The organism is Peribacillus sp. NPDC097284 (genome assembly GCF_044761765.1).
GTDB lineage: Bacteria > Bacillota > Bacilli > Bacillales > DSM-1321 > Peribacillus.
The window spans coordinates 108,653-126,776 of record NZ_JBIWCZ010000010.1; the positions used below are offsets into that span (position 1 = coordinate 108,653).

The 18,124-nt window shown below is 31.2% G+C and carries 12 protein-coding genes and 1 pseudogene; 10 read left to right on the plus strand and 3 right to left on the minus strand.

Annotated elements, in window-relative coordinates; genetic code table 11:
* Window positions 1-48: 48 nt before the first annotated feature.
* From ACIQXU_RS16675 to ACIQXU_RS16695, 5 genes are all read left to right on the plus strand, one after another.
* The gene (locus ACIQXU_RS16675) at window positions 49-612 is read left to right on the plus strand and encodes a hypothetical protein (protein ID WP_402991050.1); all 564 of its coding nucleotides are present in this window, start codon (window positions 49-51) and stop codon (window positions 610-612) included.
* Window positions 613-697: 85 nt separating this feature from the next.
* Complete coding sequence (locus ACIQXU_RS16680) at window positions 698-1,231, plus strand: recombinase family protein (protein WP_402991053.1); 534 nt, start codon at window positions 698-700, stop codon at window positions 1,229-1,231.
* Window positions 1,232-2,251: 1,020 nt separating this feature from the next.
* Window positions 2,252-3,904 (plus strand): hypothetical protein, encoded by a 1,653-nt coding sequence (locus ACIQXU_RS16685; RefSeq protein WP_402991056.1) that lies wholly within the window; start codon window positions 2,252-2,254, stop codon window positions 3,902-3,904.
* Between the two features lie 1,287 nt (window positions 3,905-5,191).
* The gene (locus tag ACIQXU_RS16690) at window positions 5,192-7,327 is read left to right on the plus strand and encodes a zinc-ribbon domain-containing protein (protein ID WP_402991060.1); all 2,136 of its coding nucleotides are present in this window, start codon (window positions 5,192-5,194) and stop codon (window positions 7,325-7,327) included.
* 444 nt (window positions 7,328-7,771) lie between these two features.
* Window positions 7,772-9,562, plus strand: coding sequence for a PDDEXK family nuclease (locus ACIQXU_RS16695; protein WP_402991063.1), 1,791 nt, complete (start codon window positions 7,772-7,774; stop codon window positions 9,560-9,562).
* Between the two features lie 797 nt (window positions 9,563-10,359).
* Here ACIQXU_RS16695 and ACIQXU_RS16700 read toward each other — a convergent pair.
* The 3 genes from ACIQXU_RS16700 to ACIQXU_RS16710 form a co-directional block, all read right to left on the minus strand.
* Window positions 10,360-10,608: a hypothetical protein gene (locus tag ACIQXU_RS16700; protein ID WP_402991066.1), complete on the minus strand. Its 249-nt coding sequence runs from the start codon at window positions 10,606-10,608 to the stop codon at window positions 10,360-10,362.
* 305 nt (window positions 10,609-10,913) lie between these two features.
* Window positions 10,914-11,129, minus strand: coding sequence for a DUF3006 domain-containing protein (locus ACIQXU_RS16705; RefSeq protein WP_402991068.1), 216 nt, complete (start codon window positions 11,127-11,129; stop codon window positions 10,914-10,916).
* Window positions 11,129-11,968: a ComEC/Rec2 family competence protein gene (locus ACIQXU_RS16710; protein WP_402991071.1), complete on the minus strand. Its 840-nt coding sequence runs from the start codon at window positions 11,966-11,968 to the stop codon at window positions 11,129-11,131. The genes ACIQXU_RS16705 and ACIQXU_RS16710 overlap by 1 nt, the downstream gene beginning before the upstream one ends.
* A gap of 168 nt (window positions 11,969-12,136) precedes the next feature.
* Here ACIQXU_RS16710 and ACIQXU_RS16715 point away from each other — a divergent pair, with 168 nt between their 5' ends.
* The 5 genes and pseudogenes from ACIQXU_RS16715 to ACIQXU_RS16735 form a co-directional block, all read left to right on the plus strand.
* Window positions 12,137-12,421, plus strand: coding sequence for a hypothetical protein (locus tag ACIQXU_RS16715; protein WP_402991074.1), 285 nt, complete (start codon window positions 12,137-12,139; stop codon window positions 12,419-12,421).
* 488 nt (window positions 12,422-12,909) lie between these two features.
* Window positions 12,910-14,778 carry an NACHT domain-containing protein gene (locus ACIQXU_RS16720; protein WP_402991077.1) on the plus strand — a complete coding sequence of 623 codons (1,869 nt, stop codon included), beginning with the start codon at window positions 12,910-12,912 and terminating at the stop codon, window positions 14,776-14,778.
* 257 nt (window positions 14,779-15,035) lie between these two features.
* Window positions 15,036-16,076, plus strand: a complete 1,041-nt coding sequence (locus ACIQXU_RS16725) for an MBL fold metallo-hydrolase (RefSeq protein ID WP_402991080.1) — start codon at window positions 15,036-15,038, stop codon at window positions 16,074-16,076.
* A gap of 270 nt (window positions 16,077-16,346) precedes the next feature.
* Window positions 16,347-17,060, plus strand: a complete 714-nt coding sequence (locus ACIQXU_RS16730; protein WP_402991083.1) for a GIY-YIG nuclease family protein — start codon at window positions 16,347-16,349, stop codon at window positions 17,058-17,060.
* A 555-nt stretch (window positions 17,061-17,615) separates the two neighbouring features.
* Window positions 17,616-17,708 (plus strand): annotated as a pseudogene (locus ACIQXU_RS16735) (YneF family protein); the annotation flags it as partial.
* Window positions 17,709-18,124 lie beyond the last annotated feature (416 nt).

An 18,124-nucleotide genomic window follows, 5' to 3' on the forward strand; every position in this document is an offset into this window, starting at 1 on the left:
CAAAAGTGATTTATAAAAATAATTAGTTTTCATAAGGAGAATGATTTTATGAGTATAAAATCTCAAGATGTATGGAAAGTTAATGTGGGGCAACCATACTATATAAATGTTCCACGTTTTTCCATGTTAGCTGCAGACCTAAATGTTCCATTAAATGAGTTTGAGGAATTAAGTGGAAAAGGCAGATTGAAGGATTTGGGAATAGAATTACATAAATTAATACTTAGTTTTAGGAGTATAGTTAATAGAATTAAACCCAAAACACTATCATTTAGAAATCTGCAATTTGATGATATAAAACATGGTTTACTAATAGAATTTAATGATAGATTCAATTCAAAAAATAGCCGTAAATTACGGGAAAGTCAATATGACCATGACAGGGAACCTCATTTATGGAAAGTATATGAGGATTATAAAGTAATTATGACTATGAATCCTAAATGGGTTACTACTGAAACAGCCATATCAAGCTTAAGTAGGAATGCTGAATTTGCAGGACTTTGCCTAGTTAAACAAATTGACTCAGAACAAAAGATAGTATATGCTACCCCTCTATTTATAGGTATACCAAGAGATTTAGACTTTTTTGAAGCGTTTCGAGGTTATTAAATTATAGACAAATTTAATTTAAGAGTACTAACAACAAATAAATATGTTTTTAATATTTGTAGGGACTAAGTACAAACTTTAAGATTTGGATGTTCAAATCCAAGCGTTACAATCGGAAGCATGCGAGGTTATATATAAAGAGAAGTTCACAGGTACTAAAACAGATAGACCAGAGTTCAACAAGGTACTTAAGGCATTAAAAGAAGGCGATACATTGGTGGTAACTAAATTAGACCGTCTTGCCCGTAACACAAGAGAAGGCATTGAAGTAATTGAGAACCTATTCAATCGAGGTATTAAAGTTCATGTGTTAAATGTTGGATTATTGGAGAATACAACAATGGGAAGGTTCTTCTTGACTACACTGCTCGCTGTGGCTGAAATAGAACGTAACTTAATTGTGGAACGAACTCAAGAAGGTAAAGCATTGGCTAAGCAACGTGATGATTTCAGAGAAGGCAGACCTAGAAAACACTCCAAGCAACAAGTACTACATGCTTTAGAATTGCTTAAGAGTCATACATACAAAGAAGTTGAAGAAATGACGGGAATAAAGAAACGAACACTAATTAACAGAAAGAATGAATTAGAAGCAAAACTATTGCAAGAGACTCTCTAAGGGGTCTCTTCTTTTATGTTAAATAGATGGGGTGTATTTCCACATTTTAGGGAGTGCTCTGAGAGTGATAACATATAGTCGGTTCGTTCACACAGCATAGATTTTGAGTACACTCGATAACTTTATTTTAAAAGTGGAGATTCCAATATCCTATAACTTATTGATTTTATCCTCATGAAAAGCATTAGAATATTAATATACCAACATCACTTACCATAATAGAAAGGTGAGTAGGATAATTTTGATGGTCGCATAATTTAAAGGCTGCTTATAAAAGTAAATTGATGAGGATGAACCGGTGAATAATTATATAAAAAAATGGTACGATTTAATTTTAAATTGTAGTTTTGATAACACATATAAAATGGCATGGTCAAAAGCGTTAGTGGAGTTGTCCATTAATCTACAATAGAAGAAACTATAGTTTTTGATTTCCGTGATATTGCAGAACTTTGTTTAAAGTATTACTGGAATCAAACGATTTATTTTGATTTAGTGCAAAGTCCAAACATAATGAAACCACCTGAGGTAATTTCCGAGGAAGATATCTCAAGATTAGGACATCGAAATAATCAGTTACTGCAACGTATGCAAAAAAACTCAAAAGAATATGACTAACTACAAATCGCAATTGATAATGATTATGTTAAAAAGTTTTGGATTTCATTTAAAGGATAGGTTTTTGTAAGAAGGTAGAAAAGCTCTATAATAATTTAGAGAGTAATAAATACTCTTATAAAATAAAGAACATTATTCCATTAACATATATAGAAAGCAAAGGATTTCAAGGGACTCTCTAAAGAGTCTCTTTCTTTATTTATGGAATGGTGACGATATTTTCAGCAACTTTGAATGTTTTATAGGTAAGAAATTGGTTATTGTATTTAAATTTTAAGTACATTAAAATCTAATTAATGGTAATATTGTTATAATGTTACTTATAAATAAAGCGTTTAGTACAGTTGACTCACTAAGCATTTAGTTTACGAAATAAATAAAAAAGTTGGGAGAAAAAATGATGTGGTAAATTTTGTGAGAATGAAGGATTATTATTCTAATTATATTGATAGTATTAATCAATTTATAGGATTAGAAATTGATATTGTATATCTTGCCGATAAAGATGATATTGATATTGTGTTTAAAAGCTTAACAAAAGAGATTCTTGAAACTAATCAAAAAAAATTTAATAATCTATCACAAAAGATAAAAAGTGTATTATTGGATTTTTATGAAAGGTTTGAGAATCTACCTTACCAAGCTACTTATAAGCAAATATTTGTGGAAGAGCTAGCTTATAGTTTAATAGATAAAAACCATAATTCATTGATAAACTTTATAGAAACTCTTAAAGAACTTTGTATTAAGACTTATGAACTTGAAGATACTAAGATGGGGTTTATTATAGTTAGAGAGGATAATATAAATGTACAGAAAGTATTGGAGAAATTAAACATTAGCTATACCCCGTACAAACAAAGTTTGCAATATTTTATTACTGAAAAACAAGCGTTAAAACTAATTGATTCTCAGTCTGTATGTTTAGTTTTAAATAAAAAATATCAAGTAATTGGAGTGGCTCGTAAGAAGAAGGAGCAATCCAGTATAAAAAATATTATGATGAACAGATTTAGAGTTTTTGAGGAAAGTGAAATTAAATATTCTTCTCATGATTATTATTTAGGTTCTCAAATTAAATTTAAAAAAACAGAATTTTCAAGTGAAGAGCAAAGTATAAGAAGCGCCATAGAAGAAATAATTCATAAAGTTGCAAGTGAATACAAAATTGACTTAGATAAAGGAACGATAGATTTAGAAGATGTTTTAGATAAAATAGATGTAGAAAAATTAGATGAAGAAGAAATTGTGAAGATAAGGGAATATATGGATTTACATACTTCCTTGCAATATAAATTGATAAAAAATTTAAATGCCACTGCTAATCATTATGAAACACATAATACTTTTCTATCAGGTATAGTAAAACAACTAAAACAGGGGCATAGAAATCATATTGGAGATTTACACTTTGTTTATTTCGAAAAAAAGCAAATTTTTTGGAGTGCTTCTTATGAAAATCTGATTATTTATTCAAATGGACGTTGGAAACTAAGAAACTATTTCCTTTTAAGTAATATTATTTCACACTTTGTCATGAGACAAACCGAGATTCAAAAATATGAGGAAGATTTTAATTTAAATTATACTTTGGAAGAAATTAACAATCTTATTCCTAAAATTCTTGATTTGTATGACTCAATAAAGTCCCTATCTAATAAAAATATTGGTTCATTGATTTGCATTTTGAATGAAAAGAATATAACAAATGATGAACTATATTTCAGAATGTTACTTACAAAGAAGCTGACTTTCGACAAATTCAATGTATTAATTAAAAATGAAGATGCTACGAAAATTAACATACTTGATTGTGATAATTTCTTATTTGAACTCATTTGCTCGATAGATGGGGGACTAATAATAGATAAATATTTAAATATTCACTCTGCAGGTGAAATGTTTAGTAGTGAAAATGTTAATAATAAGAAGAATTATCGAGGAGCAAGAACTTTAGCTGCACTTGGTGCATCAAGATATGGACTTGCAGTAAAGATTTCTGAAGATGGTGATATTTTGGTATTTGAAAACGAAAATGAAGTTGCAAGGATATAGATATTTATATAAAGTCAAACCTATATATATCTATTATCCTTTGATTTTCCCTGTTTTTTTATAGATTCAAATAACAACAATACTTCTTTTCCGATTCCCTCAAAAAATGACTAATAATTGAAAGCTAAAATAATCTATGTTCTTGATTGGTCTTATTTACTAGATTTTTGTCAATAAAGATTTTATTATATGGTAAAGGCTTAGTCTAATTTTATAAACTGTAGAAAATTACTTTCTCTATTTAAATTGCAATAGTCATTTCAACCATCTATACTTAAATTAGTCATTCGGTCCAAGTTGGAAAAGTGACCGTTATACATGAGCGTGAACAAATAGTGATATATAAGGTAGCTCAGCTGGATAGAGCAACGCCGCCCTTCTAAGGACTCGGTCGGGAGTTCGAAGGATTATTTTAGAAATAGGTATTGATGAAAGAGTCGAGGATAAATTCTCGGCTTTTTGTTATAGGAAAAAAGAAGACACAGCATGACTGGGATATGAATCTTCCCCCGTAGAGCCATTATGCGTGTGGAAAAGGTGAGGGGGGGGGGATTTCCCAAGATATTAACGCTCTCATCTATGGGTTAGGTACATCGTAGGTATAGGAACACGTCACAATAGACCCGATTCGAACAGATAATACTGCATTGTGAAAAGAAAAGCTCCACTTTTATTCTTACTTATTTATAAATTTTATTGCTCTGCAAAGGCAATTTTTATAGGACATTTACTATTAAAATAGCAGTGCGAAAAGCAGAAACTAAAATGCTAAACAGTGCTAAAGACAGTTCGGTGATATCAAGAGGGAGAGGCGGATTAACAAAAGAGGTGTGGACGCATCTCTTTCATAAACCTTTTTCCTTAAGGTAGTTATCAACGACACTCTTAATAACTTGCTCAAGATAGTTGCCATCTTGTGTCGTTTCTTTGCTTCTCCATTACAAGTACGTGATTCCAATTGGAGAGAAAAATCGTAAAAGTCGGTAACTCATTATTGGGCATCATAATTCCATCTATATTACTAGAAGAATTAGGATTGTCTCATAAGGGCAGTGTAAAAATTGCCTACAAAAAAGTTAAAGACACTATCAATAATAGGAATATATGAGTTAAAAACCTTGGCTTTTAATTAATAAAATTCTGATTTTATAATGAGAAAAAGTGTCTCCTATAATTAGAAAAAATGTAGTAATGAAAAATGTTAGGAAATAACAGGAAAAATAAGATGACATTTCTTTTAAGTTAAAATATAATGCATTTAGAACGGTTAAAGGAGGAGATTGCAAAATGGGAGGGAATAAGGGTTATACCATTCAAAGTTTAATTGATTTTGCAAGAAGTAAAGAAGGTTATTGTTTATCGGATACATATTATAATATTCATCACAAATACCTATGGAAATGTAAAGAAGGTCATAAATGGGAAGCGCCATACTCCCGAATTAAAAGCGGTGGATGGTGTCCTGTTTGCAATGTGAAAAATAGAGCAGACAAAAAAAGAAAATATACTATCGAAGACATGCGTCTTTTAGCAAAAAACCTTGGTGGAAGTTGTTTGTCCGAGGAGTTTGTTTCCGTCACTAAAAAACTTCTTTGGAAATGTGCCAGAGGTCATGAATGGGATGCAATTCCCTCCCCTATGATACATAGGGGAGTTTGGTGTCCATCTTGTGCAAGGGAACGAGCTGCAAACCCAGAACTAACTGTTATAAATGATAATAAAGTAGTTTCTGCAAACTCTAGACGATTAACCATTGAACATGCTAGGAAGTTAGCGGAAGAGAAAAAAGGTAGATGTCTCTCTGACAAATACATAAATGCAAGAATGAAATTAACATGGAAGTGTGAGGAAGGGCATACTTGGGAGGCACCATATGATTCCATCCGAAGTGGAAGGTGGTGCAGAGTATGTGCTCGAATTGAACCTAACACTATTGAAAAAGCACAGCAACTTGCAGCAAAAAAAAATGGTAGATGCCTATCTAGGGAATATAGAAATACTAGTGAAAAATTAACCTGGATGTGTGCAGAAGGTCATAAATGGGAAGCAAGTTACTCTAATGTGTACAGCGGTAAGTGGTGTAAAGTATGTGCCAGAAACGAGCCGAAAACCATTAAAGATGCCCATCAGTTAGCTAAGAGTCGATTAGGAAAATGTCTCTCGAGTGAATATGTAAATGCTCATGAGAAACTAACATGGGAATGTTCTGGTGGGCATGTATTTGAAATGAATTATAATAACGCCCAACAAGGGAAATGGTGTGGTTATTGCCATCGGAAATTAAACGAACAAAAAAGTAGGTATATTTTGGAAAGTTTCTTCGATAAAAAATTTCCTGCCAGAAGAGATGTATTAGGTAATGGCTATGAGCTAGACGGTTATAACGAGGATTTAAAACTAGCATTTGAGTATCAAGGGATTCAACATAGTAAGGAACATCCATTCTTTCATCAAAAAAAAGGTGCTTTTGAGGAACAATTAAATAGAGATTTAGAAAAAAGAAGATTAAGTAAAGAAAAAGGAATACTATTAGTAGAAATTCCATTTAACTTAATCAATGATGAAGAAAAAATAGAATTTCTTTATAAATTCATAGTCGAAAACGGTTATAAAGTAAAACAGAAACAGCATGTTCTAGAAAAAATGAGTCAATTCTATTTAATTAATTCCTTTTATGAAGAGTTACGAAGGATAGCAAAAGAAAGAAACGGTGAATTGCTTTCCAAGTATTACAATGGGGCTACGGAAAAATTGAATTGGTTATGTGAAAATGAACATGAATTTTTGTCAACACCAGCTAGTGTAAAAAGTGGTAAATGGTGCCCTGAATGCAAGAAAGAAAAAATTGGTGATGCTAAACGAAAGTATTCAATTGAAGATATGAGGAAAATCGCAGAAGCAAATGGAGGCAAGTGTTTATCTTCTGAATTTAAAAGTAGCTTAAAACACCTAACATGGCAATGTGCGGAAGGTCATGTTTGGAATACTACGTTTAGCATTATTAAAGGCGGTGGGTGGTGTCCAGATTGCTCAGGAAATGTCCTGAAAACTATTGAGGAAGCTAAACAGTTAGCAATTAGTAAGGGTGGCGAGTGTTTGTCTTTGGAATACCTAGGAGTATTCAAGAAGCTTACGTGGAAGTGTGGTTGTGGTCATATCTGGGATACTAGTTATCATCAAGTGGATAGAGGTTCATGGTGCCCTGAATGTGCAAAAGTGAGTAGAGCAAATTTCTTTAGAAAGTATTCCATAGAGGATATGCAATTGTTGGCAGCTGAAAAAAATGGGGAATGTCTTTCTCGTGTTTATGAAAGTTATAATAAAAAACTTTTATGGAAATGTGAAAATGGGCATCGATTTGAAAAGAGTCTGTCAAATTTCAAGAAAGGTCAATGGTGTCCGACATGTAAGAAAGTAAAATAATGATATAACCTTTACTATATAAACAAAAAGTATAATTCTTGTAAGTGTAGCAACCCACTTTGGGTATGGCTCGGGCTTATCTTTTAGTTGCTGTTACAAAGAAGAGAAACCTACCCAAAATAAATGAAAGGGTAGGTTTCTTGATGAAGAATAAGATTCCTTCCATTTAGAATAATGATTTAGTTCTTCCATAAAGGGTTCAATCATTTCATCGAACTTCATTAATTAAAACTTCACGGCGTAATAACTGGAACTTTAAATGGGATGAAGTCAGAGAAGGCAAAACACGCTGTTGAGTGGTATCAAGAAGGGTAAGTCTGTGAGAGATATGATATAGCTAGACATTATCAATTGGAACTGGAAATTCTATAGATTGTGGGAACGAGGGATTACGTAAATGAGTAAAAAATATATTGGAAGACGAAAGGGGAAATAAATTGCTATATGGGAAGGATTTCACATGAGGTATTTGTTCAAGAAGTTTTTGAATTGGAAGGTGACAATTACACAGTTCAAAGTGAATATATAAATGACAAAACTAAAGTAATGATTAAACATAATGTCTGCGACAAAGTCTACCCTGTCAGGCGCTCAAAATTTATTAAAGGACAGAGATGTAAGAAGTGTTCGCGTGTTAAAAAAACACACGACGAATTTATTCAAGAGGTGAAAGATTTAATCGGCAATGAATATATAGTTCTTGGTAATTATGTAAATGAAAAAACAAAAGTGTTGATAAAACATAATGTATGTAACACCGAAAGGGAATATCGACCTTGGGCATTCCTTAACCAAAGAAAAAAAGGCGCTTCATGTAAGAATTGTTATTGTACTGCCGATAAACCGTCACGTAAATTAACTCATGAAAAATTTGTCCAACAGGTCAAGGATGTTATTGGTGATGAATACACAGTGATAGGAACATTTATAGATAGGAAAACAGAAGTATTAATAAGGCACAATGTATGTAATTTTGAAAGAAGATATCATCCTAGGGGATTCCTTGAACAAAGAAAAAAAGGTGCAACATGTACTAATTGTTTTTTAACTGGAGAAAATAAACCATCCAATAGCGTAAAATTGACCCACGAAGAATTTGTTAAAAGGGTTAAATTTATAGTTGGAGATGAGTATACGATTCTCGATACCTATAAAAACATGGAAACAAGATTGTCTATAAGACACAATTTATGCAGAAAGGTAATTCAATTAAACCCTCATAGTTTCCTTGAATCAAAAAAAAGCGGACATAGGTGTAAACAATGCACTAAAAATGAACCAAGACTAAATTTAAGAACAACCCACGACGATTATGTTCGAGCTGTTTATGAGTTGGTTGGAGAAGAGTATACCGTCGTTGGAACATATATCAAGTCCGATGAAAAATTAGTCGTGAGGCATAACGAATGTGGAAATATGTATGAAGTTCAGCCTAATAACTTTTTAAGTGGCAAGCGCTGTCGACCTTGTAGATTAATTGAGAATGCAGAGAGAAAAAGGAAAACACATCAAGAATTTGAGGCAGAAGTAAAAGAACGTCATGGCGAACGATATTCGGTTATTGGGAAGTATGTTAAGAATAAAGATAAGATTGAAATGAAATGCAATATTTGTCTGGACCATTTTCAAACTCTGCCTTCAACTGTTCTCACTAGCGATGGTGGTTGTATGAAATGTGCGAGAAAAAAACGTGCAGACATATTAAGGAAAGATATAGATGTATTCAAGGAAGAGGTTAAAGCTATTGTTGGAGAAGAATACACTGTCATAGGCGAATACCAAACAACAAGAAAGCCAATTGAAATGAGACATAATATATGTGGTAGTTTGTGGAGTGTTTCACCTGCTCAGTTCTTAAACAAGGGTACAAGATGTATTGTGTGTGGTGAAAGTCATGGGGAGAGCAAGGTTAGAAAATGGCTTGGAGAAAACAATTTCTATTTTAAGTCTCAATACAGTTTCGATAATTTAATAGGTATTGGTAACGGTCAACTGCGTTTCGACTTTGCCATTATTGATGAAAATGAGAACCTGTTAATGTTAATTGAATATGACGGTGAGTATCATTTTGAAAAACAATACGAAGGTGACAATCACGAAAAAATAGTATTACATGACCAAATGAAGAATGAATACTGCAAAATTAAAGGAATTAAATTATTGAGGATTCCATTTTGGGAATTTGAAAATGTTGAGTCAATACTGAAGAATCAATTATCAAGACTTTTAGTTTAATTGTTGTCCTATTAATCAAAACCTTATTCTATATGTATGTCATTAATGATTAGAGTGGAAGAAGTATGAACACTCCTTTAGCTTTAACAGGGGGCTAATTTCCACATTTTAAGCACAAGTGTTCTATGGGAAAGTGCATAGTAGGTAAAGACACACACCATGGAATTTTACAAGCCGATTCCCTAATAAAATATCGATTTTATTAATGAAGATATCGAGATTATTAAGCAATGTTGTTTGTTACGAAGTGCAAACTGTGTTATCCTCAGAGAACATTAAGAGAGACACAGAGCGTTCTTGTGTGTGGGTTTGCCATATTAATCACGGATATTATTAGAATTTTCTTAAAACATTGATAGAATAGCTAGTGACCTGGTACAGACACACATCTATAAAGAGGAATTGAAACAATCAATGATTAAGCAAGATAACATAAATACACCAGCTGCAAAAGATTCAGTATTGCAAGCAATTGAAAAAGGAATAGATTCATTATGTGAGACGCAACAAATTGCTTTACCTTTATAAATTATTAAAAATACAATCGAGCGGGATGATGTGGATATCACTTGATGAAGAAAAGCATAAAAAAGAATAGTTTGTAAATTTAATTATGTGAAAATGGAGAATGTAACTAGTAATTATAATAGGCTATGTTAAAGGGAACGGTTGATTTAAAAATGCACAAAAAATGAGCTGGAAAATGTATCTCCAAGCTCATTGTATTTTGATGTCCGTTTTTTAATAAAGCACCTTTAGCTTAAGTATACTTCTTCACAATAGAATCGAACTGTGCATTAAAATTCTGAACTGACTATTTCATTTCCACATTTCTTGCATCGAATTGATACAATTTTATCTTCATTTTCACCGATTCCGTCACCATTAACAACTGCTATATCTCCTGATTCTTTTGAAAAATAATTTCCTAATTCTCCAAGACTTCCGCATTCTGAACAAGTAATAGTAAAACTAATTTTCTCCCTCTTTGCGTCTAAAATCCCTGTTGCGATTCCCTTTAAAATTGGTATAACATACGATTTCATCATTTCACCCCTACATCGTTTTTTAGTGTCAAATACGCATTATTCGTTTTTCTTGTTCAACTAAACTGCCCCATTAGTTTAAGTATAACTTTTCACAAGCAATACCGCCTTACGAAAAATCAACCCTTACCTTTAATATAGCTTTATAATATTACACAAAATGAACGGGGCTGTCTAATAAGTCCTTATTCCAGTGAATTTCGCAAAAAAAAGAGGCGGAAATGTTGTTAAATCAACGTTTCTGCCTTTTACTATTTATTCAATTTCGGTGTAATTACACCTTTTGGGACAGCCCCGTTCGTAAATTAATCCTCAAATAACTCATCCATTAATTCATCAATTTCTTTCTTCAACTTTTTTGTTACTTGTTTATCAATTGTAATTGATTCTCCATTAAATAAAAGAACGTCTCCAACCTTCACTCCTTTAGGAAGACTAGTTTTTGATATATCTTTCATTTCTTCATCAAATTCTATGACTGCAATCTCTCCTTCGAAGCGGTCAATAATACCTTTTCTCATTATTTCACCGTCTTTACAGTAAGTTTAGTACCAGTCGAGGTAAAGATAATATTCCCTTGTTTATCTGTACGGTATACTTTAGAATTCACCTTTTTTAAACGATTAAGAACAGAAGAGGTAGGGTGACCGTATCCATTTTTACCTACGCTAATAATAGAATAATTTGGTTTAGACTTATTTAAGAAAGCAGTAGTAGTAGCTTCTTTAGCTCCGTGATGAGCTACCTTTAGCACATCTATATTTGGAATCACTTTCTTAGAAAGCATATCCTTTTCTGCCTTCTCTTCTGCATCACCCATAAATAAGAATGATTTTTTATTATGTTTTAAGAGTAGAACCGCACTCCAATTGTTTAGGTCACTTTTACTATATGTTTTAACAGGTGCAATAAAGTTCAGTGAAATGTTTTTTGATTGAGTAGCAATTTCCACGCCCTTTTTAGCAGGTGTTATTTTTAACCCTTTTTTCTTTACAGCTGCTAAAAAATTCTTATAGGCTTGTGTAGTATGACTTACTTTAGGTGCATAAACTTTTTTTACTTTCATCTTTTCAATTACATAGGTTAGTCCACCGATATGGTCAGCATCTGGGTGAGTGGATACGACGGCATTTAAAGTTTTCACTTTTTGCTTTTTAAGATAGGCGACAACTTCATCACCTTTACCCTTACCTCCACCATCAATTAGTATATTTTCATTTGGTGTTTGAATAAGAATTGAATCACCTTGTCCGATGTTAAGATAATGTACTTTTACATTACTGGATGCTTCCGATGATTTCACTCCAGTAAATAGTGAAAAAATAAGTGCTAGTATAACCAAAATATTAATTTTTTTCATTTTAATTACCTCCCTTTTGAATTTACCATTGATTAACTGTTTAGTAAATCGATTATAGTATTTTAGAAGTCTTTTAAATTTGTATATTTAGTGAAAAAGTCTCACTTTCCCATTTGATTATAATAGAGAATGGTAAAATATAGATAAAAATAGGAAGATGTGATACTGATGGATTACATATTACAATGGGTCAATGGAGATACGAAGGAGACAATGCGTGAACAAGTATTTCGAGATATGAATAAGATTTTGGATAAGGTTAAATATTTCGAAGAAATAGAACGCAAAAGAGATAAGAATTTCTCAACAATTGTATTATTAGATAATTTAGGAGTAGTATGGGATGCTGAGTTCTTAGACTTTTTTTTGCATGAATTTAATTATGAGGAAAGCTGGATTACTTATCGGGCAATTTTTAAAGTTGAAATAAGAATTAGGAAAAAAATCAATTAGGCTTTTATTTGCTGGATTGGGGTGTTCTGCTCCCTCAAAATGTTAAATATCCTATACCGTGTGAAAAATCTTATAAATGTGTCTAATGACATATTTTTCTCGTGTGCTTTTATGTGGATTTTAATATTTAAATTTGAATATTTGCATTCCACAAAAAGGGTATAATAATAAAATATAACTATTATATAAGAGTTATATAAATTACTTTAATAACGTATAAGTGAATTTGATTATTTTCTTTAATCCGTTTAACATATAAAAATCCAAGGAGAAAAATAAATTAAAGCAAAAAATGAAATTTAATAATCTTTGTCTTGTAGGTGTCATTCTCTATATAGGTAATTCTCTATTATATCAAGTAACTGACAACCAACTTGCGGCAAAATCTTTCACTTATCAATTTCAACACTGAATGGAAACTAAAAGGAATATTGTTTGTGAAAATATAACTCTTTAATAGGACTAAGAGGAATTATAGGGGGAAATAAGTGGAGATAGGTGTAGATTTAAATAAAATTGTAGTAAACCTTGTTGAAAAAAATGTTGATAAAATAACAAAAGGATTGGGAAAAATGGGTGCTGACCAATTAAAAAAGTTGAAAATTAAAACAGGGTTAGCATTTGAAAATTATCTTTCCGCGGCAACAAAGAAATATAGTTATACCAAAACTATATTTTATAGAGACAAAAACGTACCCTTATATGATTTTTATATTAATATGAATTTGAAATATAAGAATACAGTTATTGATACAAGTGATGTAAATAACATAATAAACAAAAATAATTTCGTCACAATTTATGGAAGTGGTGGAATCGGGAAGTCTACCTTAATTAAGCATTTCTTTATAAACAGTATTATTAATACTAATTATATTCCCATATTTGTAGAATTAAAAATGTTAAATGACAAAGAAATTTCATTAGTTGAATGCATTTATTTATCTTTAAGTAATTTGAAATTCGATTTAGAAATGAGTTACCTTGAAAAATCATTAAATAGCGGTAGATATTTAATATTGTTAGATGGTTTTGATGAAGTATTAGATAGTAAGCGAGAAAAACTCATACAGGAAATTGTTGCTTTAACAGATTCGTATGATGATAATCATTTTATACTATCCTCACGAAGGAGTGATACCTTATTTAATGGTTGGAATAATTCAATTAATTTTGATTTAGTCCCTCTTGATAAAGAAAAAGCAATTACTCTAATAGAGAAATTGAATTATCCATCTGAGATTAAAGGGAAATTTTTATACGAATTGGAGCATAATCTATTTGACCTACACAAATCATTTTGTTCAAATCCTCTTTTGTTAAACTTAATGTTTCTAACTTATGAAGAATTTGCTGATGTTCCAGAAAAAGTACATTTATTTTATGCAAATGCTTTTACTGTTTTATATTCTAAACATGACGCAACAAAATCATTCAAAAGGCAACATAAAACAAATAAAGATATAGGTTACGATGAGTTTGTTAAGATATTATATGCGTTATCAGCATTAAGCTATATGGATTCAACTACAACCTTTAATTATTCTACATTAGAAAAATATATCAATTACTCTAAAAGAATTACAAAAATAAATAACTTTGAGACGGAAGACTTTATAGCGGATATCGTAGAATCTGTATGTCTTTTTTATCTAGAGGGGCTAAAATATAATTTTCAGCATAGGACTTTTCAGGAATTTTTTACAGCAAAATTTATATTGAATCTTCCAGATAAAGAAATGTATGGAATACTCTCTAGGTTAATTGAAAAGCGATTTGATTCACTTGAAACTGACAATGTCTTAAATTTAATTGTAGAAATGGAAAAAGAAAAGTTCGAAAAGGTATTTTTAATACCTAAACTGAAAGAAATAGTCAATAGCCTTCAGGGACAAAATGAAGATATAACCCATTTTAATTTTCTTTCAACTAACTTCAATTCTTATCAGATAGATAGGAGTATTTTGGGCGTTAATGAATATTATCAAGAGTTAGGAGATTGTATATCGTTTACCACAGTTAAAAGTGGTAGCCGCAAATATTATATACAATTTATATACTATATTGTAATGAAATATAAAAACATTTATCCGTGTATTGAAAAACCTGTACATAATTTTGATTATAGAAGAATTGATATAATTAAAAAGTATGGATGTTTAAATAATTTTACTGGAGAAATTATTGTTGAATTTAATAAAGTACCTGATAATGTAGAGTTGATGAGGGACCTAATGGAACATTCTCAAATTTATATTATGCACTACAAATTTGTAGAAAAGCTATTGAAAACACTTGAGAAGAAACATGAAGAAAAAGATAATATTCTGGGTGAGTTATTTGGAATTGAAGTATAAAAGGTATTATTCTGTTGGCTTATGTTAACTTATATCTTCTATTTAGATGTAAGTTAACATAACAAAGATGCTAAAAATGGGTTGCTAATCATACCTAATCATGTTGCTTAATTTGATAAGGGATATAACCATTTTGATGCTGATGGACAACATTTTATTTCAAAATGAATAGGTAAAATTTAATCAGGAGATTACCCAGTAATTAAATTTGAAAGAAGTTTCATTGCGTAGTGGGGGATTGAAGGGGAGTTGAAATAGTGGGATGGGGAATTATGACCAATTATGCTTCACGCTCTGAGTCTTTTTGGATAAAAGAAACATACCAGTATCTAATTGATGCTGGAAAGACAAAGAATGGTGAAGATATAATAAAGAAGTATAAATGTTTATTCTCTAACCTGGATTGTTTTGTAATCAGTCATGGAGATGAAGACCACATTGGATTAGCAAATACTATAATCGAAGAATTAGAACCAGATTTTGTAATATTATCACCACTCGTATATATAGTAGAGAAACTTCGCTTTACGTTTAATGATGTTAATTTGAGATTTCCAATGTTATTTGAAGGAAGTTATAGATGGATTGAAACAAATGAAGATAATATTTTCCGAGTTTATAGCGTAAAAGCCCCAGCAAACATTTTGTATCCGTGGGATATGGACTTTAAGGGAAAAGGGATTTTCGAATTTGAGACATTTCCAACCAAGTCAGCAAATAAGACTACAATATTAATAAACGACTTTATTTCTAAAATTAGTTCATATACCCCTTCGACTTCCTCTTGGTTAAAAGCTATTAATACTCATAAGCTAATCAAGGATTTACGTACTGGGAAGCTATTGGATAGAAAAAAATACAAGTTAAGTAAATCTGATTATTCAGAAATGTGGGATGAAATTGAAAGTGCAATTATAAGAAAGTTAAAAAATGAAATGAGTCTAATTTGCCGAGTTGGTTCAACTTTTTTTACAGGGGATGCAACAAGAAACCAATTGAGGGATATTGAAGATACATTAATTAATCAAAGTGAATTACTAGATTATAGGATTGCTTTGAAAATTAATCACCATGGAAGTGTAAATCCTAAGTATAAATACTTTGACTTTTATAAAAAAATGAAACCAAAGCAGCTTCTGTTAAAAAGAGATTTTCAAATTCAAGGCAGTAAAACTTTAAAACCAAATTTTATTGCATATGTAAACGATTTAAAATCAATTGTACCTAAGAATGGATTTATTGATTCAAAAAAAGCTGAAGATAAGAACAGAGCATACCAAAAATTTAATACTTTTTAGTTATTTATCTGCAAATTGTTTGATATGAGATTTGTATAAAAAATGAAAATTAGCCAGTGAGTTAAATAAAAGCTCACTGGTTTTCTGTAAAACCACAGACTTAGAGCAATTTTTCGGTCACTAACCCGGTCACTAATAAACAGGTAAATACTGTATTAGGAGTAATTTTTTAGGATTAATTGGTAAAAGCTAAAGATGTTTTTAAGTTGAAAACGTATTTTTAACACTTACTTTTAGTGAAAATGAAGAAAAATTGGAGGTACGATATATTTGAAGGAATATATTGAATATCAATATAAAAATTTACCACTTACACCAAAAGTTTGTAAACATCTAATTTTAGAATTATTTATTGGAAGATTAGAAATGAGGCAGACGATTCAAAATGAGGTTACAAAGACTCATTTAGACAGAGGCGGAAAGGATACCATTGCAGGGGATAAGTCAAGAATTATAAAAAAAGCCTTGGAAATACTAAAAAAAGAAGGATTAGCAGATAACCCTTCTTATGGATATTGGGTAATTTCTGATAGTAGTTTTAAAGTTAGTGAAGAAACTGATGTTACTGTCCCTATTCGTGATAATATTAAAAATCATCATACAGAAAGTAGTGAAGAGACAAAAGACGACTATGAAGCAGATATAGTGTTGGGAGAAGGTACTAGTGCTGTCTACTTATACTATTTACCGAGTTATCAATTAAATCGGCAAAAGGATACGTGGGCATGTAAAATTGGAAAAACCGATAGAGACCCTTTACAAAGGATACTTTCGCAAGCTTCTACAGCATTGCCAGAAAAACCCAAAATAGCAGTAATTATAAAAACAAATAATTCACTTGTTTTGGAGCAAGCTGTTCATAATATACTTACTTATAGAAACAAAAAGATTGGGACAGCACTTGGTAAGGAATGGTTTGATACTAACCCTGATGAGTTTCTTAAAATTGTACAATTCATAGAACAATCAACATTACTTTTTTAAACAATGCCTAAAAGCTTAACGTACTTCACCCAGTAACAGCCCTTCAAAAGTTTGGGAATGTTCTAAGAATAGGTTTGATGCATAAGAGGTAACTTAATATTAGAACTACCGCTACATACAACAAAGCCATCCTCTTCCATGCTTATGTAATTTGAGCGATAGAGACCCTCAATGATACCTGCATAATTAAAATTCACCTATTGGGGTATAGCATCGCGCCTTACTTATTCTATAGCCGACGAATTAATAATAACGATATTATTAAGTTGCTAGAGGTAGTACAATTAAAAGAGTATCGGTAAAACTACGTATTCTCCTGTAAAAGTAATCATCATCCCGACAAACGTAGAAGTGATGATTGCCTATTGAACTGCTGAAATTCCTGTATTGGATTTCAGCCTTCTCAATAACTATAGATTTTTGAAAAGTGAGGAATGATTAACCTGACTTTCACAATAGAATGCATCTGAATAGACTTTTAAAACTAATTATGGTATATTTTTCTTCAACAGAATAGGTGCGAATATAGAATAGTAAAACGTTGATATAACAGGGCTTTTCATGATGATGATGCAAATGGGTATGAAACCGTCCCAAAAGAAAATTAATCAAATGATGAGTGCTATGAATAAACAACAAACCAAATAAATAGCATGAAAATCGCTATGCACTAATTTTTAATCGATTGATTATGGCTATTATAGGATGAGCAAATCATAAAATGCATTACAGAGTAATCTTTCATCATAAATTTTTGTTTGCTTTATCTTTCATCACGATCCGAAACCTCTTTCTCTGACGAAATCTACCAGAGAAGGGGGTTTTTTGCGTGAAGAAGAATCAGTTATAAGAGCCAGGACTGGAAAAAATTGATATTTAAGTATACAGAAAGGAAAGAGGAGATAGAAGGGACCCATTCAAATGGCCATTAAATGAAAAATAGGTTGCCCCAAGATAAAAGGGGGCAACCTCAGACTGTAGACAAACTCGATGAAAATCGACTTTGCCTACAGTCTTTTTTATTTTAAAATAAAAGTATTAAAACTTGAGGTGATAAAGATGCT